This window comes from Lentilactobacillus kefiri, assembly GCF_007989105.1.
In the GTDB taxonomy this organism is placed as follows: Bacteria; Bacillota; Bacilli; order Lactobacillales; family Lactobacillaceae; genus Lentilactobacillus; species Lentilactobacillus kefiri.
This window is the reverse complement of the sequence record NZ_BJVK01000026.1, coordinates 1-25,783: the sequence shown is the minus strand read 5'-3', so window position 1 is coordinate 25,783 and position 25,783 is coordinate 1. Positions and strand designations below refer to the sequence as shown.

Here is a 25,783-nt window from a genome sequence, read left to right as displayed (position 1 = left end):
AATCTTCCTTTCGTTACTTGAGATCATACTTTTCTTTTAACATGAGATCTGCCATGTCTTCAGGTGAAACGTCGCCGATGTTATCGGCAAGGTGACTGGTCCGAAAAGCTTCTTCCAGACTGGCTTTGGCAAATGGCACATTGGTAATATTCTTTTCAATTGCCGGCAAATCACCGTTGGGGTTATTGAAGTCACCATAAATCTTTGCGTGAGAAATGACATCATTTTTGACGGAGAAGCTGACTTCAACGGTGCCAACACCATCAAAGTGGCGGCCACGGAAGTAATCATCATTTGGCTTGGTTCCCATGACAAAGTCGTCACCGGTGTAGGTATCATCGGCAATCTGCAAAACTTCTTTCCAGTCTTCATCGGTCATCTTGTAGGTTGGCACATCCCGAATATCAGTGACCCTAAAGACGGTTAACAAGATTCGTTTCTCTAATTCTTCAAAAGTCATGTTCTTATATTTAGGTTCAAAGTATTGACGGATATTAGTGACTCGGCTGTGAACCGACTTGATACCCTTGGACTGTAGCTTGGCTTTCGGTGGGGTAAGCGCTTTGGCAGCCGCTGCCAAGTCGACGTCGACCATCAAAGTACCACCACACAGGAATCGATTGCCAATCTTTAAGGCCGACATGCCTGATATTTTCTTGCCGTCAACGGTTAAATCGTTTCTACCGGTCATTTTCGCTTCAACACCTAATTTTTTCAGGGTTGAAATAACCGGTTGAGCATACCGTTTGAAGTCACCATAGTTTGTGCCGTCGTCGTTATCAACGAAGACATAGGTGAGATTCCCTGGGTCAACAAAGACCGCGCCACCGCCAGCAAAGCGGCGAGACAGCTGAATCTTTTGGTCGTGGATAAAGTTTAAATTGACCTCTGAGTAGACGTCTTGATTCAGTCCGATGACAACGGAAGCTTGTGGCGGACGGGAAAAGTAAAAAATCGGTTCGGTAAATTTAGGACTGGTGATAAAGAATTTTGACAGACTATCAGTGATAATGGGTCGGTTTAAATATTTTTTACCACTGGAAATATCAACATAACGAATAATGATCAGCTCCTTTATCTATAAGTAAGCGTTTACATAAACATTCAAATAAAATGCAATCAGATTGATTGTCTATCCAATTGCATTGTAACCCATTACTGGAATGGGCGGTTAACATTTATCTTTTAGAGATGAAGTGGAAATGTGTTTGCTGTTAGTTAGATTAAACGTGTTTTGACGGGCCTGATGCTAACTTCTACGAATACTTTTCTGAAACGTGTTCCGACGGGCCTGATGCTAACTTTTATGGACTCTTTCCGAAACGTGCTCTGACGAACCAGATGCTAACTTCTAAGGGTCCTTTATCTAAAACCCAAGACCAGGGTTTCAGCCAAAGGACCCTTAGAAACCGCATCTCCCGGTTCTCGTCACACTCTTTTTATCTCATATCCAACGGTTGCTTGCTGGTTGGCTTTGGGAACTCAACATCCAACTGAGCTAATTCGTTGTCAGTCAAAGTAATATCGGCTGCCTTGACGTTATCAACGGCATGCTTTGGATCACTTGATTGAGGGATGGCCAATGTGCTGCCATCACGGATTGCCCAAGCCAGGATAATTTGCCAAGGAGTTGCTGAATGATTGTCAGCAATTTGGTTGACGACTGCATCCTGAGTCAGACGGCCACGGGCATCACCTGCAGCGACTGGGGTGTAGGCAATCAACGGAATATTGCGTTTTCTCATCCAGGGAAGCAGGCTGTATTCAATGCCACGACTTCCTAAGTTATAAAGGTCTTCGTTGGCAGCTACCTGATCTGATCCAGGTAATTCCATTAATTCTTCCATATCGGAAATATCAAAGTTGGAGACACCCCAATGTTTGATCTTGCCTTTTTGCTGCAGTTGTTGAAGTGTTTCAACAGTTTCACTCAAAGGAACCGCACCACGCCAATGGTACAGATACAAATCGAAGTAGTCGGTGCCAACTAATTTTAAGCTGGTATCCACACTATGCTCCATTCGAGATGCTGAAGCATTGGAAGGTAAAACTTTATCAATGATGAACAAGTCATCACGTTTCATATCTTTGATTGCTTCACCGACCAAGTTCTCACTTCGGCCATTACCATACATTTCAGCAGTGTCGATGACACGGGCACCTGCATCAACACCATTTTGAATAGCTTTGATTTCATCGGCACGGGTTGAAGCACTATCTCCCATGTGCCAAGTTCCTAAACCAATTGCAGGTACGGTTGAATCGCCGATCTTTAATTCTCTCATAGATCAAACCTCCTAAAATTCTGTTGGTTAATAGTATACCGCTTTATTGCCATAACCGTCATCTAATTTTCAGCCAGTTAAAGATTTCTTTACCCGTCTTTTCCGGTAAATAACGGATCTCAATTTCCTGATTAGTATCACCGTGGCGGATATTGACCCGAATATGAGCCAACTTGGTATGGGTCATCCAAATGGACTGGGCAAAAGAGAAGGACTGAATATTTTTGTGGGGAATGACGTACTGTGAACGGCTGAAGAAATGGCCGTTTTGTAAGATCAACTGGCCGTCAATAATTTTCCATCCCGTGTTTGCCCCGGCGTACCAACCCATCAGAATTGCAATCGGCAGCATCAATAGACTCAGTGATCCCCATAGGTGAAAGAAGTACAGGCATGGCAGGATAACGATCAGACTGAGCAGGGCAGCATTTCGGATAAAGTACCAGTATGTGCGTTTGTTTAAACTTTCCAGTTGGCTGAACTGTTTAGGTGCCCAGTTCACAAATGGCGTTAAAGTTTTAAACACCTGATTGTTTTTGACAACCGGAAGGATCATTAAATCATTGTCGTCCTCGTCGTCACCCGCTGAAGAAGCTGTCACAGCCTGAACGGTTGAAATATGGCACCACTGGCGAATCACGTTTTGCTTGATTTGCAGGGCCTGAATTCTGGCAGTCGGAATGGTGACGGAGTTGCGCTGAAACATTCCCTGCTCTGTCTTTAACTGATTATTTGAGGAATGCAGGCGGAATTTATAATACCTCGTAATAATGAGCAGGTAAGAACCGGCAATACTCAAAATGATGATTAAAATCCCAACAATTCCAATAATAATCGCGGATTGATGAATAATGACGTTGGTAACGGAATTGATGAATTTCTCTGGGATTGCTTCTTGGGCTTTACCGTAAATTGCAAGCAGGGCACCAATGATTGGAAAGACCCCCAGTGAAGTGAGGGCAAACACATTGAGCTCATGGGGATCAATTTCATAGTTGGCAGCATCGTCGGTAGATTGTTTCTGCTCAGGTGTTGCTTCCGCTTGATCAGCGGCAACGCCTGAATCACCCATTCGTTTGCGTTCAATTTCTTCTCGAATCCGCTCGTTGACCAATGGCAGAACTGCTTCAGGACTAGTTGAGTCGTGGCCGGCGGTTTCAATTTGAAGCTTTTCCAAGTGAAAGGGCACCAGAAAAAACCATTGGGTGTGTTGAATGGTCTGAATCTTGGGATAGGGGATGTGAGTGTGCTTTTTTACAAGAATCCCGCTGTTGATTGTCAGCATTTTATCGTCGATTTCAAAGGTAAAGTAAAGGTAGCGTACCGTATGCCAGAGAACAATTAATATAATTAACCCGGCAAAGCCAAGCAAGGGGGCAATTCCAATATATCTTGAAAAGTGGGCAATCGGTCCCGCACTAATAATAATTAGAAAAATTGCATCCCATGAATGACCAAAGATGAAATACAGGATTGCGAGTGGATTTAAATGCTGGGGCTTATTAGACGTCATTTTTGCCCACCTCCACGGCCAGTTTCATAATTTGTTTCCGAAGTTCCTCACCAACTTCTGGTTCGACGCCATCAATTGTGTGGGAGTCGGATGCGGTTGTCACCCGAACTTCTTGGAGCTTTTGAGATTGCAAAATGGGTCCAGCCGACAGAGTGACGTCCTGAACCCGCGCAATTGGGATTGAAACGAGTTCGCGAAAAATGAAGCCGGAGCGTAACTCGACTGCATCATCGGTGATGGTGTACAGCCAAAATGAATACCGATAAGGGACCAAAGCAATTTCAATAATGAAGTCAATCACTGCTGCAGCAAAAAAGAAACCAGCAGCGTAAAGCAGCCATTGTTGGTCAAAAAAGTGATGGGCAACCATTCCCACAATCCCGATTATTACCAGGATTAGGGCATGAATGGTTGCTGATATCCGCCAAACGGTTTTGATTTGTTTGGGTAGGTGATTTGATTCGTTCAAGTGAAGTACCTCCTCTAAATGACATTTATATGTAGATGGTTTTCCTAAGTTTACAAAAGAATCGTGATAATGCCAACCGGCCGAGTTGAAATAATACGTTCAAATTGCTAGACACAACAGTATTTATAGCGTTATACTACTTTCTATGCTTTCTACGAAAACGAAGGGAGGTTATCAATTGTCGAAAAAAGTTAGAAACGCGATAATTGTCCTTATATTTGGGAACTTTTTGGTTTGTATTGGAATGAGCTTAATCTTTCCGGTCATGCCGTTTATCAAGAACGAACTGCACCTGTCCGCAACCGATATGGGAATTATGAATTCGCTTTTTGCTTTTGCACAGTTGGTTGCCTCACCAATAGTCGGTCAAATTTCCGATCGGATCGGTCGAAAGCCAATTCTGGTTGCCGGCTTACTGTTGTATATGGTCTCAGAAATCTTGTTTGCGATCACCAACTGGTTGTGGATGTTCGATATTTCCAGAACCATCGGTGGTTTGTCTGCCGCAATGGTTGTTCCGACAACTAATGCGTTGGCGGCTGATTTGACGACACCCCGTCAACGAGCTCGGGTTATTGGATTATTATCTGCCGCGTTTAGTGGTGGGTTGATTCTGGGACCCGGAATTGGCGGCATGCTCGCCAAGTTTGACTATAAGACACCGTTTTGGTTTGCTGCCGGACTTGGATTCCTGAGTATGATTTCACTATGGATCATGCTGCCAAATGAAAAAGAAATCGAAAGAATTGCTGAAAAGCATTCCGTGCCTGCCCAAAGCCATCCACCAAAGCGGGCATCCTGGGCTCAGGCGAAGAAGCTATTTGCCGGTCCGATGGGATTGTTATTCCTATTGATTCTGATTTCATCATTTGGCTTGGTCGGATTCGAAAGTATTTACAGCCTGTATGTTAATGAAGTATTTGGATTTACTATGGGCAATATTGCCTTGGTATTAACCTTAAATGGGCTGACTTCACTAACTTTCCAAGCATTGCTGTTTGATCGCCTGGTCGTTTGGCTGACTGAAAAACGGCTGATTCGATACTGTTTCTTGCTGTCATTTCTCGGAACCGGATGGGTGATCATGGCCCATTCCAAGTTGGAAGTGATTATCGCCACACTGATTATATTTACGGCTTACGATCTTATCAGGCCAGCACTGACAACTTTGCTGACAAAAGCCAGTACAACCAAGCAGGGCCTGATCAATGGCGTCAACATGTCATTAACCAGTGTTGGAAACATTGCCGGTCCAATCGTATCTGGCGCGTTGCTGGATGCCAGTTACCATTTGCCATATTTGGTTGTGATTGTCTTCCTGTTTATTTCATGGTTGATGACGTACTGGATTCACGATCATTTTTCAGTTAACTTGAATGAAGCGGATTAAGCTTTCTCTTCCTGCCCGGTGGAGAAGGCTTTTTATTTTTGACATGCTTTTTCTATCAGCTTGTGAAATTATCAGGTATAATGAAAGCGGATGCAGACCATCCACAAATGATTTTCAAAATGGAGGTAACAATTATGGCAAAACAAGTTGCATTAGTTACTGGAGCAGGTCAGGGAATTGGTGAAGCAATCGCCACCCGTCTTCATGATGATGGGTTTAGAGTTGCTGTTGTTGATTTGAATATCGATAACGCAAACAAAGTTGCTAAGAAACTGTCCCCAGACGGATCTGAGTCAATCGGGATCAAGGCTGATGTTTCCGACCGTGATTCGGTAATTGCTGCTGTTAATAAAGCCGTTGATACCTTTGGCGACTTCAATGTCATTGTAAATAACGCTGGTTTGGGACCAACAACGCCAATTGACAGTATTACCCCAGACCAATTCAAACTCGTATATGGCGTTAATGTTGGTGGTGTTCTTTGGGGTATCCAAGCTGCTCACCAAGCATTCAAGAAATTAGGCCATGGTGGCAAGATTATTAACGCTACTTCACAGGCTGGTGTTGTTGGTAATCCTAACTTGGCACTTTATTCAGGTACTAAGTTCGCTGTTCGTGGAATTACCCAGGTAGCTGCTCGTGATTTGGCTGAAGAAGGAATCACCGCCAATGCTTATGCACCTGGAATTGTTAAGACACCAATGATGTTCGATATTGCCCATCAAGTCGGCAAGAACGCTGGCAAAGACGACGAGTGGGGGATGCAAACCTTCGCCAAAGACATCGCCCTTAAGCGTTTGTCTGAGCCGGAAGATGTCGCTGCTGCAGTTTCGTTCTTGGCAGGTAAAGATTCAAATTATGTCACCGGTCAAACTTTGATTGTGGATGGCGGAATGCAATTTCAATAAAGTGTGCGACGAGCTCCGGGTAGCCGGAGTATAAGCGAGAAACACCAACGATGAACGAAGTTTGTTCATCGTTGGTGTTTTTTGTTATTGCCGAATACTTTTTCTCCATTAGGACACCCAAATCGGTGTCAATCAGTTTAATGCTTAATGATTTCAAATCCATTAATGACTGAGAAGTTCAGATCCCATGATTCATAATATAGGTTGGTAAACGTCAAGTAGGTGTCATAGATACCGGTAATGTAGCCGACCAAATCCAAATCGTTGACCGGCGTGTCCTCATCCGCTTCTAATAAGACTCTGATTAAGTTGTTGTGGGACATTTGAAAGTCGGCCAGCCGTTTGATATTGGCAATGTTTGCTTCATATGTATCCATCGAAGTCACCCCGTTTTCTTTGATATAATCCATTATAGAACATATGTTCGTATTTGCGAAGAAAAAATAGCACTTTTTCATTTCGACTTCCTTCGAGTCTTCATTTACATTCTCCGCAATCGTTATGTTATGCTTGAAGTGTACCAACACTAAAGATTGGAGATGTTTTTTCTTGGACGGATTACAATCAACTATTACATTAAATAATGGTGTCAAGATGCCGCGTTTGGGTCTTGGCGTTTGGAAAACAAGTAACAATGATTCACGGGATGCTGTCATTAAGGCAATCAAACATGGTTATCGAGCAATCGATACTGCTCGTGAGTACGGAAACGAACCAGGTACCGGTGAAGGAATTCGCGAGGGGATGAAGCAAGAAGGCCTTAAGCGTGAAGATCTGTTTGTGACCACCAAGCTTTATAACGGTGAACAAGGCGATTACAACAAAGTTTCCAAAGTCTTGGACAAGCAATTGTCCGACTTGGGTTTGGATTACGTCGACCTTTACTTGATTCACTGGCCAGTTGATGCAACTCATTTGGAAAGTTACCATGCTTTGGAACGTCTTTATAAAGAAGGCAAAGTTCGTGCCATTGGAGTTTCAAACTTTGATAATGACCGGATGTCCAAGCTGTTGGAAGAATCCGAAATTGTTCCTGCAATCAACCAAATGGAATTTAATCCAACCCAACAAGAAAAAGATATTTTGAGTTTCGATGACAGTCATGGCATTCAGTTGGAAGCCTGGTCACCACTTGGTGCGGGTAAATCCTTGAAGAACCCGGTTATTGACGAGCTCGCCAAGAAGTACAGCCGAACACCTGCTCAAATCATTCTTCGCTGGGAATGGCAAAGGGAAATTGTGACCGTTGTGAAGTCAGTTCACGAAAAGCGAATTGTTGAAAACAGCCAAATCTTTGACTTTAAGCTGACCGATGAAGATGTTCAACGCATTAATCAACTTGACGAAAACAAGCGGGATCTTTGGTATGACGACTTCACTTGGCACAACCCAAATGGCCGTTACGGAAACGAAATTGAAAAAGTTCCTGATATTAAGTAATTGAATGAATTATAAAAGTAACTGGTTGAGGTGTTTACCTTGGCCAGTTTTTTATGGCCAACTTTATTGATTGCTGAAAAATTAGCTGGCTGCGAGAGCCCGACGTGTTGCGGCTGATCACATATTGTTTTAAATGACTGCGTGGTTATTGACTATCCAGTCATTTATGATATACTCAAGTCGAATTAAGAAATTGGCTTTGGATTTCAGGACTTGTGGGGTGAACAAAATGAAAGAACAAACTATATTGGACGTTCAAAATTTACAGAAAAATTTTGGCAAAGTCCATGCTTTAAAAGATGTTAATTTACAGCTGCATACTGGGGAAGTGCTGGGATTTATCGGGCCAAACGGTGCCGGAAAATCCACCACAATTCGTGTGATTCTCGGATTAATCCGGAAGTCTGCCGGTTCAGCAACTGTATTTGGCGAAAATGCCTGGAAAGACTCGGTTAAGATTCATAAGAATTTAGCGTATGTCCCCGGGGATGTTTATTTATGGCCGAACCTGACCGGTGGCCAGACGATTGATATGCTGCTGCATATGTCGGGACAGAAGCATTCCGCCAAGACAGATGAACTGATTAAGGAGTTCAAGCTTGATACCAGCAAGAAGAACCGGACTTACTCGAAAGGAAACCGGCAGAAAGTGGCCTTGATTGCTGCATTCTCTACTGATGTTGATTTGTATATTTTCGATGAACCAACTTCAGGGCTGGATCCATTAGATGAACTGATCTTCCAACAAAGGGTTGCCGAGTTAAAGAAACGCGGTAAGAGCGTCTTATTATCCAGCCACATTTTATCCGAAGTTGAAAAAATGTGTGACACAATTTCAATTATCCGTGAAGGAAAAGTGATTGAAACGGGTTCCTTAGAAGCAATGCAGCACTTAACCCGGAATGTGGTCGCGGTGAAGACCGTTTCACCAATAGATGGCTTGGATAAGGCGCAGGGAGTTCATCAATTGAACTTCACGAATGACCAACACACGAGTGCCGAGTTCACGGTTGATTCCGATCAAGTCGGCACGGTGATGGCATTATTAACGAAGAGTTCAATTGTTCAGCTGAAGACAACCCCACCAACTTTGGAGGACTTGTTCCTGCGTTACTACCATTCTGACAGTAATCAAAAAGTAGGTGAGTAAGATGGAACAATATACTCGAACCATGTTAATGTTGAAAGCCGACTTAAAGCGTGATTGGCTAAAAATAACGGTGTGGCTGATTGCGTTAGCCGGTGTGTTTGTTGCGGTTGCGGCCAAATTTGACGGGATTTATGGGTCCGCAAAACAAATTAATACAATTGCAGAAACCCTTCGATCAAAAGCGATGGTTGCCCTTGTTGGCACAATTCCCAATGGTCATTTATCAACGGCTTTGATTTTCTCATCTGAGATGGTCGTCTTTTGGGGCTTATTCAACATTATCTTTAATTACTCTTTGGCGGTCGGCGTTAGTCGGGGCCAAGAGGAATCCGGATTAACGGAAATGGTTCTTGGCGGCCATCCGGTTGGTCGCTTAGCTCCCATTACGGCAGCAGCTTTGGAATTATTGATTGCAAATGCGTTATTTAGTGTTTTAACGGGTGTCGGCACGATGATGACCAATATGCCCGGAAGTAATAATGAAGGAACTTGGTTGTTGGCAATTGCGATTGGTGCTGTTGGCTGGGCTTTTGGAATGATTTCGTTAATCTTTGCCCAGTTGGTTGCCGACAGTCATAATGTTTCGATGTATAACTATGCCTTTCTGGGAGCGGCCTATTTGGTAAGAATGGTGACGGATGTTTCAAACCCGGATTACACATGGCTTTCACCTTTAGGTTGGATTGAAAAGGCCAGCTTTTACGTTGACAACAACTGGTGGCCCATCGTGATGTTGATTGCTTTGGCGTTTGTGGCATTTGTTGTCGCCTTGGCATTGAATGTCAACCGTGATATTGATGCCGGCATTATTCACGTTCGTTCAGGAAAAAGCCGCAGTCGATTTTTGCGAGGACCGGCAACTTTACTGATGTGGAATCAAAAGTCGACTGGGTTGTCCTGGATTTTGGGCATGGCAATTCTTGGTGCCAGCTATGGATCGGTCTTTAACAGCATTGGTAAAATTGTCAATGCCAATCCTGCCATGCAAAAAATGATGGGCGAGAGTGGCATTCGCCACATGGAGCAGAGCCAGCTGCTTTCATATATCAGCTTATTAGGGATCATCTTCGGTCTGCTGGCAGTGGTTGCCGGCGCGATGGTTGTCAATCGTCTGTTTACTGAGGAACGCCGCAGTTATCTCCAGATGGTCATTACAAAGCCTCAGAGCAGGACGTATTTGTTGCTAACCTACTTGATTTTTGGAACTGTATTTGCGGCCGTTGTTCTGTTTGTTGCGTTATTCAGTATGATGGCGGCCGGAAACTCGGTTATCACTCATGATTTAGCCTTTAAATATTTCTGGAAAGTCTTTATTTCCATCTTGCCGGTCGTTGTTCTCTTCATTAGTATCCTCGTTGGTTTGATAGGAATTGCACCCAAGTTTCGTTCACTTATTTGGATACTATTGGGTGGATCGTTTATGATTTCATACTTTGGCAGCTTAATGGATATGCCAAAGTGGCTGCTGAAAATATCACCATATTATTGGAACAAGCGGGTGCCGGTGGAATCCATCAATACGGACGCAGCATTGTGGATGTTAGTGATTGCGGTTATCCTGATTGTTGTTGGCTTTATTGGCTATAACAAGAGAGATTTGGAAAGCTGATAGGAGAGGTTAAGTATGGCAAAAAGATTACCACGTGATCCTGAAAAAGAATCCGCTATTTTAACAGGTGCCATCCATGAATTCGGAAGTCATGGTTATTCGGCAAGCACTGACAAAATTGCTGAAGATGCCGGGGTATCCAAAGGATCCGTCTTTAGATACTTTGATAATAAGAAGAAGCTTTATGTTGCCGCCGTTAACCATTCTCTAACAACCATCAAGGATGTCTTAAACCTCAAAGTTTGGACTGAATCTGATGATTTGGTCACGATGAGTATTCGGGCAACTAAATATAAGACGGAACTGTCTCATCGATATCCGGATGAGTTTGCGCTATTGACCCTTGCATACGCCCAGGACACAATGATTCCACCGCAAGTTCGCAAACAGGTTTTCGATACCTTTAATCAGTGGCAGCAGGCAATGAAAAATTATGTTTTGGGTAAAGTCATCAAAAAGATGAACATTCGAAAGGACCTGGACCCCGACAAAGTTAAGGAATATTTGGGAATGGTCTTAACCGTCCTTCTCGGTCAGGTTCAAAAGGAGCTTGAAGCCCATCCGGAAATGAAAAAGATTGAAGATATGGATGCACTGGTGGTTGAAGTTAAACAATATCTGAATATGATTGAATTTGGAATTGTTGAAAAAGAATAATATAAAAAATCTCCAAACAAAGAAATTTCTTCGTTTGGAGATTTTTGAATTTATGATGATCAATGATTCGATAATTTTATGGCATTACCAGATCATAGTGATTTCCCACAATCGCAGTTCCACGATCATGGACAACGCCTTCACCAAGTGGTGTTTGGACGTGGGTTCCAAAAGGAACGTTTGATGGTGCTGCTACAATGATGTAGCCATTAGCATCGTAACCACCATGATTGGTTGTTCCGTCGGCAAATCCTGCGCCGGTGTAATAGGTCCACTTTTTACCATTTTGGTAAATGACCCCTTGTGACTGCATTGCACCAGGTGTTGTGGTTGCACTGCTGAGTGGATCGCTCTTGGATTTGCTGTTCGATGATGAAACGGAAGTAACAACGGCTGCATGAGGCTTGCCTTTCTTCACTGTCATCGAAGTCTTGAAGTGTTTCTTGTTGACCTTGTTAGACTGTTGCTTCTTGACAGGTGTTTTTTTAGCCGGTGCCTTTTTGGCGGTTCGACTAATTTGAAGCGGTTGGCCAAGCTTGATTAAATCTTTGTTGGCTGATTGATTGTTCGAAACGCTACCGTCCAAAGCAGCGTGGTTCTTTGCTGCAATAGCGGCAAGTGTGTCGCTGGAAGCAACTTTCGGTGTGTTGGCACTTGCTGACACGCCGCTTAGACTTAGAAAACCTGCAACAATGGATAATGTGAATAGACTCTTATTGATTGTAATAACCACCTTTGGGATGTCGATTTCTAGAATTACGTTCACAGTTGGTAAGAAAACCAGACTTTCAAAACTTGTAAATGATTGCTGATGTGTGTTCCGGAACACAATTTGGATGAAGTTTGAAAGATGATTGATTGTAATGTGAACAACTGATAATCAATCACGAATGTATAATATCAGATATGAGATAACCGTCAACACCGTTAACAAATAAGACAAAAGTGTGACAATGCCGTTGCCTGATAATTCAATCAATCTGGGTGGTTGTTACAAACATGTTAAAGTTAAAAGACATTGTTTCCCATTAAATGAATGTAAATCTTGTGTAAATGGTGATTGAGTTCCTGTATATACCAATTATTTGTGGCAAAGTGGTGATTCTAGGAAAACTTGGAGAACGATTAGGGTAATTCAGTAATCATCGGTATAATAATGTTAATAAGAAAGTAAGCGGTGAAACTTCATGGTTAAACAAGGCAGATATGCCAAATCAAGTAAAATGAAACAGATCAAGGCAATCCGTAAACGAATGCATGCCCCAGCTGGAAGAGTGATCCAGCCGGACGCGTTTGATCAGTTTGTGTTAGTCCGTTATGGATTGACGTTAAAGAAACGATTGAAAGGCATTGGCAAACAAACCGTTCAAAGGTTCTTACAGGAAATGCTGGTGGTCACATCGGTTGATGAGGCATGGTCGTTGGAAACCATTTTGGTTAAAACATTCAAGAATATTAATATCAAAGTGCCGTTTCAATTTTATCGAGTCATGATGGCCAACTGGCCGGAAGTTCAACACTTTTTACAGCGGGAGATTCCGGCAGTTCCTCTAAAGCACCGCATAATTGTGACGAATCCAGTCGACCCTAATCAACTGCAAACAATTATTTTGAATCAACTTGCAGCTAACACGTTGATTGAGACACTTGGCGGAAATCCTGATATGATGAAGATAATCACCAGCAAGCAGGTCGAACAATTGACTGCTGGGCTGGTAACCAATGATGCAATTAATTGGAATAAAGTCGCAACAATTTTTCAACCAATTGGGTTCGATATCGATTCAGCCGAAGATGCTGGAACAAAGCAGTGGTTTGAACAGTTGATGAGTGAATAGTGGGGTGTCCAACGTGGATTTACAACAAGCATTAGAATGTGTCAATCTGGTACCAATGTTTAAATCGTTACCGGAAGATCAAAAAACAGAAGTTGCCAAACTAGTCGTTCAACACAAATATCCCAAAGACACCATTATTTATTTGGCCGGGGATACAGTTGGTCATTTTATGATTGTGGAAGCAGGCCAAGTCAAAATTTCTCAAGTTGCCGCCAACGGTAAGGAACAATTGTTAAAAGTTTTGCAGCCGGGTGATTTTGATGGCGAATCTGCACTCTTTAATGGCAACCAGCGAAATGTCACGGCCACTGCTTTGGTTGACTCCAACGTCTGCCAAATTGATCAGGGAGCCTTTCAGAAATTGTTACAGCGCAGTCCCCAGCTTTCAGTGAGCCTGTTGGCCACGATGAGCCAGCAGATTAACAATCTCCAAGAGGAAAAGACATTGTCAACGACGTCTGATATGGCGGGTAAGCTGGCAAGGTATTTGTTGGAGACGGGCGCTGCACTTGATCAAAATCCCTTTAAACTACCATTAAAGAAAAAAGACATTGCAACTTACTTGGGAACCACTCCCGAAACGATCAGCCGAACTTTCAAACAGCTTTCCAAACAGGGGTTCATTGAAGCAAGCGGATCGAAGGTAAAAATTATCGATGAAGACGGCTTGGGCATGTTGGTCTAGCCACTTTATTGGCGCTATATATTTATTGCACAAATCTGAAAAAGAATTGATTTATACGTACGAATATTTTACAATGTAGAAGTAAACGAATACTAAACGTAGCTACGTTGGAGGAAAAAAACGATGGACGAAAGTCGAGTACGAAATGAAATTGTAAGCGGAAACATTTCATTGGGAATTGAACTGGGATCAACCAGAATTAAGGCTGTCCTTGTTTCTGACGATTTCCAAACAATCGCTTCAGGCGATTACCCTTGGGAAAATGAATTAGACAATGGAATCTGGACATACCCACTTGAAAAAGTATGGGATGGTATCCAGACCAGTTATGCAACCCTTGCATTACAAGTTCACGATAAATTTGGTGTTGATATTAAGAAAATTGGTTCGATTGGTGTCAGTGCTATGATGCATGGTTACATGGCATTTGATAAGAATGGCGAAATTCTTGTTCCATTCAGAACTTGGAGAAACAACATTACCGGTGATGCCGCAGAAGCATTGACCAAGTTGTTTAACTTCAACATTCCAGAACGTTGGAGTATCGCTCATTTATACCAAGCTATTTTGAATGACGAAAAGCATGTTAAAGACATTGACTTCATGACAACCCTTGCCGGATACGTTACTTGGAAATTATCAGGTGAAAAGGTTATCGGTGTTGGGGATGCTTCAGGAATGTTCCCAATCGATGAAGCAACTGTTACTTACAACAAGAAGATGGCTGACAAGTTCAGCTCACTTCCTGAAGTAAAGAAATACCCTTGGAACTTACTTGATATTTTGCCAACTGTTTTGCCAGCTGGTAAAAAAGCCGGTGAGTTAACTGACGATGGTGCCAAATTGCTTGATCAAAGCGGCACTCTTCAAGGCGGTTCATTGATTGCCCCTCCTGAAGGTGATGCTGGTACTGGTATGGTTGCCACTAACAGTGTTAAGAAGCGGACTGGTAATATTTCAGCCGGAACTTCAGCCTTCTCAATGGTTGTTCTTGATTCACCTATGAAAGCTGTTCACCGTGATATCGATATGGTTACCACACCAGATGGTGCTCCGGTTGCCATGGTTCACACCAACAACAGTTCTTCAGACATCAACGCTTGGGTTGGCCTGTTTGGCGAATTTGCCAAAGCACTTGGTCTTCAATTAAAGCCTGATGATTTGTATGGAACTTTGTTTGCTGAATCAGTTAAGGGTGATCAGGATGCCGGCGGTTTGGTTAACTTCGCCTATCTTTCAGGTGAAAACATTACCAGAATGCCTGAAGGTCGTCCGTTGTTTGTTCGGAAACCTGATAGCAAGCTTAATTTGGCAAACTTCATCAAGACTCAAATTTACTCAGCATTTGCCCCACTTAAAATTGGGATGGATATCTTACTTCGTGAAGAGCACATTAAGACCAACGTCTTGGTTGCTCAAGGTGGTATCTTCAAGACACCAGTTGTTGCTCAACAAGTATTGGCTGATGCCCTCAACACTCCAATTTCCGTAATGGAAAATGCCGGTGAGGGTGGCCCTTGGGGAATGGCTGTCTTGGCACTCTTCTGTGTTAACCGTAAGAACGGTGAAGCATTGGAAGACTACCTTGCAAACCGTGTCTTCAAAGACGCAACAACTGCTACTCTGTATCCTGAAGAAGCAAGTGTTCAAGGTTATGACAAGTTCATTGATAACTACAAGGCAGCATTGCCTGTAGAATCTGAAGCTGTTAAAGCAATGAAAATGAAAAATTAGAGGTGCGAGAGAATGTTAGAAGATCTTAAAAAAGAAGTATATGACGCAAATATGCGTTTACCTCAACTTGGTTTAGTTACATTCACTTGGGGTAACGTTTCCGCAATCGACCGTGACAAAGGTTTATTCGTTATCAAGCCTTCAGGTGTTGAATACGACAAGATGAAGCCATCAGACATGGTTGTTGTTGATTTGGATGGTAAAGTTGTTGAAGGTGACATGAACCCATCAAGTGATACACCAACTCATACTTACCTGTACAATCACTTCCCTAACATTGGTGGAATTGTTCATACTCATTCACCATGGGCTGTTTCATTTGCTGCTGCCAAGATGGACATTCCAGCTGTAAGTACAACTCATGCCGACACATTCTATGGTGACATTCCATGTGCCCCAGCTTTGACAAAGAAGCAAATTGAAGAAGCTTATGAATTAAACACTGGTAAAGTTATTGTTGACGAATTCGAACGTCGTGGTGTTGATCCAGATGCTGTTCCTGCTGTATTGGTCAGCCAACACGGACCATTTGCATGGGGCCCAACAGCTGACAAAGCTGTATACAATGCCAAGGTATTGGAAGTATCAGCAGAAATCAGTTACCACGCATTACAATTAACTCGTGACGAAACTCACGTTCCACAATATCTCTTGGGCAAGCATTATTACCGTAAGCACGGTAAGAACGCATACTATGGCCAAAACAACGCCAAGTCAAAGAGCCATGCGGAACACGAATAAATAAGTGTGCGACGAGACCCGTTTAGGGCCCGGAGTACAAGGGAAAGCAGTCAATGATGAACGTACTTTGTTCATCGTTGACTGCTTTTTCTTGTACAGTAGGGCCCTGGGTCGTCGAAGCATAGCTCAGAAGCTGGAGGGAGCCGTAAGTAAGATAACAAATCCAATCCCTGAGCGCCGAGTAGGCTAGGCAGTCTTTCAGCCGGCCGTCGAAGCATAGCTCAAAAGCCGGAGGGAGCAGTAGATAAAATAACAAATACAAACCCTGCAGAAGTCATAAAAACGCGTCGTAGACGGGGAAACGATTCAGTGTTCTCTGCTGGTTTTGTTTGGTTAAGGGCCCTGGGTCGTCGCCAAGTAGGCTAGGCAAGCTTTTCACATCTTATTAAAGGCACTCACACTCAACAAGCCAATCATTTGCCTCCTAACAGTTTCCGTCATATACTCACCACGAAGAAATTCAGGAGGTGTCGACAATGATGGAAAAACCTTTAATCACAATTTCAATTCCGGCTTACAATTTAGGAACCTATTTAGCCAAAACGTTAAACAGTATTTTTGATCAGACCTACCAAAATTTTGAAATTATTTTAGTCGATGACGCGTCTACTGACCGAACTTCCCAAACAATCAAAGAGTTTGCAAATAAGGACGATCGGATCCGCGCTCACTACTTTCAGTCTCACCAAGGCGTATCCAAAGCCCGAAATTATGCCATCGATCATGCCAAGGGAGATATTATTGTCTTCGTTGATGGCGATGATTTGTTGGAGCCACAATACTTGGAGGTCATGGCCAAGGGATTAGCTGATCCGAAAGTTGATTTAGTGGCAGTTGGCTACAATTGGGGCTGGCGAGGCGGTCATTCGGGCAGCAGTGATTTCCGTGAGGTTTCCAAGATTGACGCCTATGATTCAATTAACCAGAGAGGCGGCGACTTTGGCGGCTATACTTGGAACAAAGGATTCAAAATGTCGGTTATTAAAGAAAACAACATTCGTTTTGATGAGTCCCTGGATCTTGCGGAAGATTTATTATTTACTGCTGATTATGTCTTTGTGTCACATAAATTTTTATTTTATCCTGGCGCGCTTTATACCAAGGTCAGCCGTTCCAACAGTATTATCCATTCCGCAACCTGGCAGATGCGAAGTAAAGAACAAACCGTTCGTCAGCACATTGATGATATGGCACGCAAAATGCAGCCGTAAATTTTGTGTAAAGATTATTGATAGGCATTCAATTCGGCACAAGTTTGCGTTAGTATTATTCCATCTGAATAAATCTATTTTTGGAGGTACTTTTGGTTTTGCCAAGATCTGCCAAGCGTTACTACAGACAATTAAATAAAATGATCATGGCAATTGTGATCATGATTGCAGGCTTTGCTTTATTCAATACCCAAGCAAGTGCCAAGAAAGTGAACCAACAGAAGTTTCAAGCTAAAGAAGCTTATGTGATGGATGCCAAGACTGGCCAGGTCCTTTATCAAAAGAATGGCAATAATAAACGTCCGATAGCCAGTCTTTCCAAGTTAATGACTCTTTATCTCACAAAAAAAGCGATTGATAATCACCAGATTTCCTGGGATCAAAAGGTACCGGTTGATTCTGAACTGCGCAAGATGAGTAAAAGTTATGAAGTCGGTGGTTTTCGGATTAAACGGTCCAAAGAATTTACCGTTCGTGACTTATATAAAGCAGCTTTAATTGCGTCATCCAACCCGGCAGCCATCTCATTAGGCAAGCTGGTTGGTGGTGGCAGTAACACTGAATTTGTCAAAATGATGAATCAACAGTCCAAAAAGTGGGGCCTAGATGCGACTTTTGTCAGCAGTTCCGGCTTGGATAACAGTGATTTGGGCAAGTATCATTATCGAATTCCCCATACAAGTAAAAAAGCCCAGAACATGGTGAGTGCCAAAGCAATTTCAACAGTTGCCGCCAAGGTCCTTGAAGAATTTCCAAGTATCACCAAATGGAGTAAGCAGCCATCGATGAAAGTCGGCAAACAAGTTTTGGTTAACTCCAATCGACTCTTGCCCGGTGGCGCTTTTTATCACAAGAGCACGCATGTTGACGGGTTAAAAACCGGTTTTACGGTTAACGCCGGATTGTGTATTACCGTAACTTACTGGCATGACGGCCGTCATTTGATTGCAACCATTATTGACAGTAATACGCTGTATACTTCAATGAATAAGTTGATCAAAACAGTCAATTCAAAGTACCATGCGACAAAAGTCGCACTCAAATCGCATCCGTTTTCGATTGATGGCCATCAGCTAACTGCTCAGCCAGCTGAGTCTGAGGCGGTTATTTGGCAACGCAACGGAACAAGTTCTGACCACGTGGTCAATTACACCGCTACTAAGACCCAGCTGCCGATTGTTAAGGGACAGACTGTGGGTAATGCCATTGTGAAATTGGCTGACAATTCGAGCACTGCAACTGTTCCAATGAAATCAACCGTTAACATTAAAAAGAAAACGGTGAAGACAAAAAAAGCGCATCACCACGTTTCGATGCTCAGCCGAATATTTGGTTTTGTCGGCGGAATCTTTGGTGGAATCTATCATTTGTTTGTCGAATTTGTTAAATTCATGACGCCGTAGAGGACTCCAAAGGGCGTCTTTCCCCGTCAAAGTGCATTTAATGGCATCAAACTGATCGAGAGCGTACACTATCCGAAACTACCTTAAATGGGGGGATTGGATATGGACAGGACACCAGTTGAACAGATTGGCCCTTATGAGAAATTATTGAGCGGCTCGCTTTTGGTGATGGCCGCCGGCGTGTTGGATTCGTATACCTACATGCAGGATGACGGCGTTTTTGCCGGTTTGCAGACAGGAAACCTGATTCTAACCGGATTAAGAATTGGCCGTGGCGACTACGGCAGTATCATCCAGGCATTGGTATCATTGGTGATGTTTGCCGTTGGTGTCGCTATTGTTCGGATTATCCAGTATCATTATCCAAACGAGCGTGCGGTTACCCGCAAACGGGTGATTCTGGTATTTGAAATGGCACTGATAATGATCGTCAGCATCATTGCCAATCATGTTTCAATCTTAATTTCGACAGGCTTGCTGGCTTTGGCGGCAGCCTCTCAGCTGCAGGAATTCCGTAAAATGAAGAATGGACCGTTTACACCGCTGATGATGACCGGAAATGTCAGGACATTATCCGAGAGTGTCCTTGATTTTGTCGCTCAAGGTGACGTCAAGGCACTAAAAAAAGCCGGTGATATTGTAACAATCATCGGTTCTTTCTTCATTGGTGCGCTTTTAAATGGGTATCTGATTCAATATTTGCATGGGCAGACTATATTATTGGCGGCCATGATCTTATTGATAACGATTCTGTTCGCAAAATAGTCTATTCTGATTTTAATTTTGAATATAGGACCATATCGTGAAATTTGCCGTTATAAAGGGCATATTCCTTTAAAATACCTTCTTGATGGAAGCCTCGTCGTTCAGCTACGGCGCGGCTTTTTTGATTATTAATGTCAGCCAATAATTCCAAACGGTTTAAACCAAGTTCATTAAAGGCAATTTGTTCCAATCGATTTAAGCTCAGTGTCATGATACCCAATCCTTGAAATCTGTCTGCCAGCCAGTATCCAATTTGGGCGCGTTGATTGTCATGACTGAATTCGTGAAGATCAATCATGCCAGCCGGTTCATTATCGACCAAAATAATAGCGAACCAAAAATCACCGTTGGCCATTTTTTCAATGCCGTACTGCAGAAATTTTTGTTCATCGCTTGGGGCCAGCATCGATTTTGCCCATGGAAGCCATTCGCCTAACTTTTTACGATTAGTGTCGATGAGTTCCAACAGCGCATCGGCATCGGTAACCGCTGGAAGTTTTAATGCAATCTTGTCGTTGACTTTATCAATAAACATAGAATCCCTCCTGAATGAACTGGTACAATTAAGTATAACCTTTTTAAGGGAGGAAGACTCGTTGAACGAAAAGCATGTGTTGAAACTGCCCCAAGATCTTAAGGAGCAGTTAGGGGTTGAGCCCGGCACTCAAGTTAAAGTACATATTGGTGCGGACGAAATAAAAATTACAACGCAAAAGCCGGTTGAGATCCGAAAACGCCGGTGGGGCGTGATTATCTTGACGGCAATTATGACTGCCATTTTTCTTGGGTATTTTTTGACACGTAAAATTTATCAAATATCCCTTGTTGGTAGTGAATCGGTCGCTACCATGGTGCTGGTACTGACAACAATAAGCGGATTTTTAAGCTTTGCGGCTGCTTTTATCCAGCTGAAACATCAGTCTGGTTCCGCTGTTGAAGCTGTTTCCTGGCGAAACTTTCCAACTGTCGCGTTATCCTGTACATTAATCAGTTTCATGTTGATGGCGGGGCTGTTCTGGATTGCCGGGAATCTTTTTAAAGGCGCGACTTTTGATTTATTCACTTCGACTGCGCTGTTTGCGTTGATTACCAGTGTTGAAGTTCAAGCCGTCAACAGTATTGTTCCCCAACTGTCCTCCCGACTGTTAACCAATATTTTCATTGCCGTGATTGTCAGTGGCGTCATTTTGGCGATGATCAGTAATCAGAATTTGTATTGGTGGAAGCATAACCTCAGTTTTTTGGGAACAAATCAAGCCGTCGCTTCGTGGGAGTTCAATCTCGCGTTAATATTTGCCGGATTGATTTTGCTTGCACTGGTTGACTATTTATTTGCGTCTTTAAAACGAGTTTTCCCAAAAAGTCGGCAATTACTCGTGTTGAGAATTTTGCTGACGCTTCTGGCAATTGACTTGGCTTTGGTGGGGGTATTTCCAAATAACACTCAGATGCATACGCTGCATACCAGAGTTGCCGGCTACCTGATCTTTTTGGTGCTGGCACTGATCTTTGGAATCAAGTGGCTGTTGCCAGACATTTCCAAAGACTTTTTGCATACCTCCTGGATGATTGCAGCAGCATTGCTGGCAGGCGAGATTCTATTTCAAGTTGTCGGCTACTTGTCTTTGACGGCCTTTGAAATCATGGCATTCCTGCTGGCATTCAGCTGGCTCGTCATGCTGTTTGAACGCCTGAATGATTATTTGGAGCCGATCCAAAATCGACAATATATTATTAAGTGACATACGAGGGTTTCATATGTTTAAAATGACATCAAACAAAGAAAATCAAGTTCCAATGGAACGGTACATGCGCAATCAATTTAAATTTCTGGGGTTAAAAACGCCTCAGCGTAAAGCTGAATCCAAGGCTTATATCAAGGATTCCAAGAAGCTGCCACTGCCGGAAGTTTTTCAAGAAATCGCCGATCTATACAAACGTGATGAGCGTGAATACCAATATGTCGCAATTGATATGGCGTATGCCAACGTAAGACGATTGAGCTTTGAAGACATTCAATCTTTAACCCGGTATATTCAAATTAAGTCGTGGTGGGATACTGTTGATACCTGGCGAAAAATATTTGGCACCTTTGTCGTTCTCCATCCAGAGGAAAAGAAGCGGGTATTCAGTTTGTTCTATAAACACAACAATTTCTGGATGCGGCGACTTTCGATTGATTTGCAGTTACTTGAAAAAGAAACTTTGGACACCGAGCTGTTGACCAAGGCGATTGAATATGACATTCACACAGATCAATTCTTTATTCAAAAGGGGATTGGCTGGGCGCTGCGAAATTACAGTAAGTTCAATCCAAACTGGGTCCGCAAGTTCGTGGCCAGTCATGATTTATCTAAGCTTGCTGTTCGGGAAGGGACAAAATATGTCTAAAAAAAGCCCACGCCTATCAGGTTCCCCTAATGCACGTGGGTTGATTCCTGGCACTTTACCAAATTAATGTCTGGATGCCAAGTGGTGATCTGTAAATCTGAATCCGGTAAACACAATAATAGCTGCGACAAGGAATGATAACAAGCCTGGAACCATGTTAGTGAAGCCAGCGCTTGCCATGATTGATGCAAGAATTGTACCAAATACTAAAGTTAACAAACCAATCAAGGTGATTTTCAAGTTCTCATCCATAAAATCGCTCCCCGTACTATTAGTTGTTACAAAACCACAAACAGTTTACAGATAAAACCAACAATTTATTCAGTTAACAAGGTAAATTGTTTGCGCTTTCTTTACACCTACATTGTAACGTATCCGGACTAAAAATACAGCCTTTTTACCGCATTTAAAAGGGTTTATTTTTTACTTGGGAAATGACGATTTTAAATCAAATTTAACTGCCAAGCTGGACAAAAAATTGATCGTATGTAACAATAGCTTTAACGAAATTCAAAACGAAAAGGAAGTGAAGCCCATTGAAGATTGCAAATCGTTAATACAGAATTTTATAAGTAATCACTGTTCAAAACAGGGGTTATTCTGTGCGATTTGGCAATTTTAATGGGTATCATATTTCCGTGGGTTCAAGGACTCGCAAATATACTCAAAAGATATTTCAGGATAGCCTGCGTGCAAGTGTGCACTCAGGCTTTTTTGATGCATGGGATCCCTGATTGAACCTTTATGAGGTGAAATAATGGGAACAATCAAAATTACAAATTTATCATTTAGATACGCGGGTATGCCAAGCAATATTTTTGATCAATTCAACTTGAATATTGACGAAAGTTGGAAGCTTGGATTGATTGGCAGAAACGGCCGAGGAAAGACGACTTTTTTAAAAATCCTGCTGGGTAAGCTTGATTATTTGGGTGACATTAACACCAATATCCATTTTGAATACTTTCCCCAGACCATCGATGATCCCAGTCAGGCAACTCAAACCATCCTTTTAACGTTGGCCGGCTTGGACGAAAGCGAGTTGTGGAAGATTCAAGTTGAAATGGACAAATTACAGCTGAATGATCAGGTGTTGGGTCGTCCATTTCAGACATTGAGTCCGGGTGAACGGACTAAAGCACTGCTGGCAGTTATGTTTGTTGATAACCGGGCATTTCAGCTGATCGATGAACCGACGAATCATTTGGACATTGAAGGAAGAAAAGTTGTGGCGGAATACTTAAAGCATAAGCAGGGCTTTATTGTCGTCAGCCACGACCGCTATTTTATTGATCAAGTCATTGACCACGTCTTGTCCATTGACCGAACCAAGATTCAATTATTTGCCGGAAACTTTGAAACCTGGTCTGACCAGTATGAACGGGAAAATCAAAGCCAGCTGGCTAAAAAGAAACATCTTCAAAAGGAAATTGGCCGACTGAAGTCCAGTGCCCAAGAGGCGAAACAATGGGCAGGCAGTGCCGAAAACAAGAAAAAGAAAAGCATAAAAGACGATCATCATGCCAACGTGGACAAAGGCTTTGTTGGTCACAAAGCCGCCAAAGTCATGAAGCGATCCAAAAACACCTTGAAACGGACGGAAAAAGATATTGAGCAAAAGCAGTCCCTGTTAAAAAATGTTGATGAGGTTGTTTCACTCAGCATGAATTATGAACGACCACATCAGGACTATCTATTAAGAGTCGAAAACTTGCAGGTCGAGCAAAACGGCCGCGTGTTAAATCAGCCGTTGAGCTTTGATTTAAAACACGATCAGAGACGCGTCTTATTTGGCCCAAACGGCATTGGCAAGACAACCATGATTAAAGCGATTATGGGAGACAAACAGTTAGTTGCATCCGGAAGCATTGCCATGGCACCGACAATTCACGTCTCATATTTAACCCAAAACTTTGAAGTGTTGCAAGGATCCATTCAAGCGTATGCGGATCGTTTTGGCATTGCATTGAATAATTTGTTGAATATGCTTAGAAAGCTGGGCTTTGAACGATCGGCCTTTACCGAGAATTTAGCCGATTTAAGTATGGGTCAAAAGCGGAAAGTGTCACTGGCCCGATCACTGTGCGAAAAGGCGAACCTTTATATTTGGGATGAGCCGCTGAATTATCTTGACGTCATTACCCGCCAACAAATTCAAAGCATGATCTTGAAATTTCAGCCGACGATGCTTATCATAGACCACGATAAAGACTTTATTGATGAGGTTAAGACAGCACCGTTATTGCGGATTGAACGGCTCAGTGAAAAATAAGGTGTACTTCTGAGACACTTTGTTATAAGATGTCTTAGACATTGTTGTGGAAATTTCAAGGGAGTTAAAATGCCAAAACATTCAATTAAGAAACATTCAGTTGCAAAATCGTTATTATTAAGCCTCGGGGCAATCGTAGTTGTGGGCTTGTTGATGTTCAGTATCGGCAAGGTGTCCCAAGGCAATAATAGTCACTCAACGACTACCCGCAGCGCAAAGCAGGTCAAAAAGGCCAAGTTGGCCAAGAAAGTTGCCAAAATTCATTTGACCAAGCACGAAAAGAAAGTTGCCCGAAAATACAAATTAAACAAATTGGAAACCAGAACAGCTTCCAAGACCCATATCACTGCAATCGGTGATTCCGTAATGATTGATGTTAAACCGGATGTTAAGCAGGTTTTCCGTCACAGTGCGGTGAGTGGTTCGGTTGGCCGTCAGTTCTATTCATTGCCGGGAATTGTCCGACATCTGAAAGCCAGAGGTCACTTGGCTAAATACATCGTTATTAATTTGGGAATTAATGGTCCGCCAACTCAGCATGATATTAATTCCGTGTTAAAAACCCTTGGTAAGAAACGCCAGATCTTCTGGATTAATACCAGAGTGCCAAGACATTGGCAGAACACGACAAATCGGATGATCAGCAAGAATGCCAAGAAGCATTCCAACGTTCATTTGGTTAACTGGTACAAAGCCAGCAAAGGCCACAAGGGCTGGTACGCCAGCGATCGGGTCCATTTGGATTTGACCGGTGAAAAGTATTACACCCGGACATTGGCTAAGAAAGTTTCCGAAGTGTTAAATTAAAAAATAAAATCGTTTCGAATTCACTCATTACATGTGGATTCGAAACGATTTTTTATTTAAGCAGCTGTTTGAGTTCTTCAAAAGCAATTGGTAGTTGTTGATCTTTCCCGGTTTCTGTGAAGTGGTGACCGGATGGCATCAACACGAACTTTGAATGTAGGTGGCGGGCCAACGTTAATGTATATGGATATGGGACAATATCGTCGTTGAGTGCCGAAATCACCGTAACTTTCCGGATTTTGGGCAGGACTCTGGTGTAATCAACGGGATGTTCGGTAAATGGATTGAGTTCAGGTAGTGTCCAAATGGGTTCGTCAAAGCCAGAGATCAGTAAAACATTGATGTTGTGAATGTCATGTTGATCTAAATAATGAAGAACCTGGATGCATCCGAGACTGTGACCAACCAGAGTGATATTGTCTTCAGCCTTGATGTGGGTGTCACAATACTGATCCCAAGCGCTGACAACGGGATGATCCGAATCTGGAAAGCTTAATCTTTTAAATGGTGTGTTT

Annotated in this window: 26 protein-coding genes; 17 read left to right on the top strand and 9 right to left on the bottom strand. The window is 42.7% G+C overall.

Annotation, left to right across the window (positions count from 1 at the left end):
* Positions 1-13 precede the first annotated feature (13 nt).
* The 4 genes from lplA to LKE01_RS08700 all read right to left on the bottom strand — a co-directional run bounded on the left by lplA (position 14) and on the right by LKE01_RS08700 (position 4,267).
* Complete coding sequence (gene lplA, locus LKE01_RS08715) at positions 14-1,009, bottom strand: lipoate--protein ligase (protein ID WP_481808340.1); 996 nt, start codon at positions 1,007-1,009, stop codon at positions 14-16.
* A 430-nt stretch (positions 1,010-1,439) separates the two neighbouring features.
* On the bottom strand, positions 1,440-2,285 hold the full coding sequence (locus tag LKE01_RS08710; RefSeq protein ID WP_054769410.1) for an aldo/keto reductase: 846 nt from the start codon (positions 2,283-2,285) through the stop codon (positions 1,440-1,442).
* A gap of 58 nt (positions 2,286-2,343) precedes the next feature.
* Positions 2,344-3,798, bottom strand: a complete 1,455-nt coding sequence (locus LKE01_RS08705) for a PH domain-containing protein (RefSeq protein WP_056981920.1) — start codon at positions 3,796-3,798, stop codon at positions 2,344-2,346.
* Entirely contained in the window at positions 3,788-4,267 is a 480-nt protein-coding gene (locus LKE01_RS08700; RefSeq protein ID WP_056981917.1) for a PH domain-containing protein, read from the bottom strand. Before LKE01_RS08700 ends, LKE01_RS08705 begins: the two co-directional genes overlap by 11 nt.
* Before the next feature lie 178 nt (positions 4,268-4,445).
* On the opposite strand from LKE01_RS08700, the gene LKE01_RS08695 reads away from it, so the two are divergent.
* The gene (locus tag LKE01_RS08695) at positions 4,446-5,657 is read left to right on the top strand and encodes an MFS transporter (RefSeq protein WP_056981915.1); all 1,212 of its coding nucleotides are present in this window, start codon (positions 4,446-4,448) and stop codon (positions 5,655-5,657) included.
* 134 nt (positions 5,658-5,791) lie between these two features.
* Positions 5,792-6,565, top strand: a complete 774-nt coding sequence (locus LKE01_RS08690) for a (S)-acetoin forming diacetyl reductase (protein ID WP_054769411.1) — start codon at positions 5,792-5,794, stop codon at positions 6,563-6,565.
* A 137-nt stretch (positions 6,566-6,702) separates the two neighbouring features.
* On the opposite strand, the gene LKE01_RS08685 is transcribed toward LKE01_RS08690, so the two are convergent.
* Complete coding sequence (locus LKE01_RS08685) at positions 6,703-6,942, bottom strand: hypothetical protein (RefSeq protein WP_054769412.1); 240 nt, start codon at positions 6,940-6,942, stop codon at positions 6,703-6,705.
* A 217-nt stretch (positions 6,943-7,159) separates the two neighbouring features.
* Between LKE01_RS08685 and LKE01_RS08680 the strand changes: the two genes are divergently transcribed.
* The 4 genes from LKE01_RS08680 (at position 7,160) to LKE01_RS08665 (ending at position 11,421) form a co-directional block, all read left to right on the top strand.
* Positions 7,160-8,005 (top strand): aldo/keto reductase, encoded by an 846-nt coding sequence (locus LKE01_RS08680; RefSeq protein WP_056981930.1) that lies wholly within the window; start codon positions 7,160-7,162, stop codon positions 8,003-8,005.
* A 229-nt stretch (positions 8,006-8,234) separates the two neighbouring features.
* Entirely contained in the window at positions 8,235-9,155 is a 921-nt protein-coding gene (locus LKE01_RS08675; protein ID WP_054769413.1) for an ABC transporter ATP-binding protein, read from the top strand.
* Position 9,156: 1 nt separating this feature from the next.
* Positions 9,157-10,764, top strand: a complete 1,608-nt coding sequence (locus LKE01_RS08670; RefSeq protein WP_056981912.1) for an ABC transporter permease — start codon at positions 9,157-9,159, stop codon at positions 10,762-10,764.
* A 15-nt stretch (positions 10,765-10,779) separates the two neighbouring features.
* Entirely contained in the window at positions 10,780-11,421 is a 642-nt protein-coding gene (locus LKE01_RS08665) for a TetR/AcrR family transcriptional regulator (RefSeq protein ID WP_054769414.1), read from the top strand.
* A gap of 76 nt (positions 11,422-11,497) precedes the next feature.
* Here the strand turns inward: LKE01_RS08665 and LKE01_RS08660 are convergent, their stop codons facing one another.
* Positions 11,498-12,154 (bottom strand): hypothetical protein, encoded by a 657-nt coding sequence (locus LKE01_RS08660; RefSeq protein ID WP_056981927.1) that lies wholly within the window; start codon positions 12,152-12,154, stop codon positions 11,498-11,500.
* Positions 12,155-12,608: 454 nt separating this feature from the next.
* On the opposite strand from LKE01_RS08660, the gene LKE01_RS08655 reads away from it, so the two are divergent.
* The 7 genes from LKE01_RS08655 (at position 12,609) to LKE01_RS08625 (ending at position 19,798) form a co-directional block, all read left to right on the top strand.
* Complete coding sequence (locus LKE01_RS08655) at positions 12,609-13,259, top strand: hypothetical protein (protein WP_054769415.1); 651 nt, start codon at positions 12,609-12,611, stop codon at positions 13,257-13,259.
* Positions 13,260-13,272: 13 nt separating this feature from the next.
* On the top strand, positions 13,273-13,944 hold the full coding sequence (locus LKE01_RS08650; RefSeq protein WP_054769416.1) for a Crp/Fnr family transcriptional regulator: 672 nt from the start codon (positions 13,273-13,275) through the stop codon (positions 13,942-13,944).
* Between the two features lie 123 nt (positions 13,945-14,067).
* A complete protein-coding gene (locus LKE01_RS08645; protein ID WP_054769417.1) occupies positions 14,068-15,678 on the top strand; it encodes a xylulokinase in 1,611 nt (536 codons plus the stop codon).
* Positions 15,679-15,690: 12 nt separating this feature from the next.
* Positions 15,691-16,419: an L-ribulose-5-phosphate 4-epimerase gene (locus LKE01_RS08640; RefSeq protein WP_054769418.1), complete on the top strand. Its 729-nt coding sequence runs from the start codon at positions 15,691-15,693 to the stop codon at positions 16,417-16,419.
* Positions 16,420-16,895: 476 nt separating this feature from the next.
* Positions 16,896-17,630 (top strand): glycosyltransferase family 2 protein, encoded by a 735-nt coding sequence (locus LKE01_RS08635; protein ID WP_054769419.1) that lies wholly within the window; start codon positions 16,896-16,898, stop codon positions 17,628-17,630.
* Positions 17,631-17,722: 92 nt separating this feature from the next.
* Positions 17,723-19,033, top strand: coding sequence for a D-alanyl-D-alanine carboxypeptidase family protein (locus LKE01_RS08630; RefSeq protein WP_225364671.1), 1,311 nt, complete (start codon positions 17,723-17,725; stop codon positions 19,031-19,033).
* 102 nt (positions 19,034-19,135) lie between these two features.
* Positions 19,136-19,798 (top strand): YoaK family protein, encoded by a 663-nt coding sequence (locus LKE01_RS08625; RefSeq protein WP_056981909.1) that lies wholly within the window; start codon positions 19,136-19,138, stop codon positions 19,796-19,798.
* A gap of 1 nt (position 19,799) precedes the next feature.
* Here the strand turns inward: LKE01_RS08625 and LKE01_RS08620 are convergent, their stop codons facing one another.
* Positions 19,800-20,333 carry a GNAT family N-acetyltransferase gene (locus tag LKE01_RS08620; RefSeq protein WP_054769420.1) on the bottom strand — a complete coding sequence of 178 codons (534 nt, stop codon included), beginning with the start codon at positions 20,331-20,333 and terminating at the stop codon, positions 19,800-19,802.
* Between the two features lie 61 nt (positions 20,334-20,394).
* Here LKE01_RS08620 and LKE01_RS08615 point away from each other — a divergent pair, with 61 nt between their 5' ends.
* Positions 20,395-21,540 carry a DUF998 domain-containing protein gene (locus LKE01_RS08615; protein WP_056981906.1) on the top strand — a complete coding sequence of 382 codons (1,146 nt, stop codon included), beginning with the start codon at positions 20,395-20,397 and terminating at the stop codon, positions 21,538-21,540.
* A 16-nt stretch (positions 21,541-21,556) separates the two neighbouring features.
* On the top strand, positions 21,557-22,189 hold the full coding sequence (locus LKE01_RS08610; protein ID WP_056981904.1) for a DNA alkylation repair protein: 633 nt from the start codon (positions 21,557-21,559) through the stop codon (positions 22,187-22,189).
* Positions 22,190-22,252: 63 nt separating this feature from the next.
* Here the strand turns inward: LKE01_RS08610 and LKE01_RS08605 are convergent, their stop codons facing one another.
* Entirely contained in the window at positions 22,253-22,441 is a 189-nt protein-coding gene (locus LKE01_RS08605; protein ID WP_054769421.1) for a hypothetical protein, read from the bottom strand.
* Between the two features lie 505 nt (positions 22,442-22,946).
* On the opposite strand from LKE01_RS08605, the gene abc-f reads away from it, so the two are divergent.
* Positions 22,947-24,461, top strand: a complete 1,515-nt coding sequence (gene abc-f, locus LKE01_RS08600) for a ribosomal protection-like ABC-F family protein (protein WP_056981902.1) — start codon at positions 22,947-22,949, stop codon at positions 24,459-24,461.
* Between the two features lie 69 nt (positions 24,462-24,530).
* On the top strand, positions 24,531-25,268 hold the full coding sequence (locus LKE01_RS08595; RefSeq protein ID WP_054769422.1) for an SGNH/GDSL hydrolase family protein: 738 nt from the start codon (positions 24,531-24,533) through the stop codon (positions 25,266-25,268).
* Positions 25,269-25,320: 52 nt separating this feature from the next.
* On the opposite strand, the gene LKE01_RS08590 is transcribed toward LKE01_RS08595, so the two are convergent.
* Positions 25,321-25,783: RBBP9/YdeN family alpha/beta hydrolase (locus LKE01_RS08590; RefSeq protein WP_146979222.1), on the bottom strand; the 463-nt coding region annotated here is incomplete at its 5' end.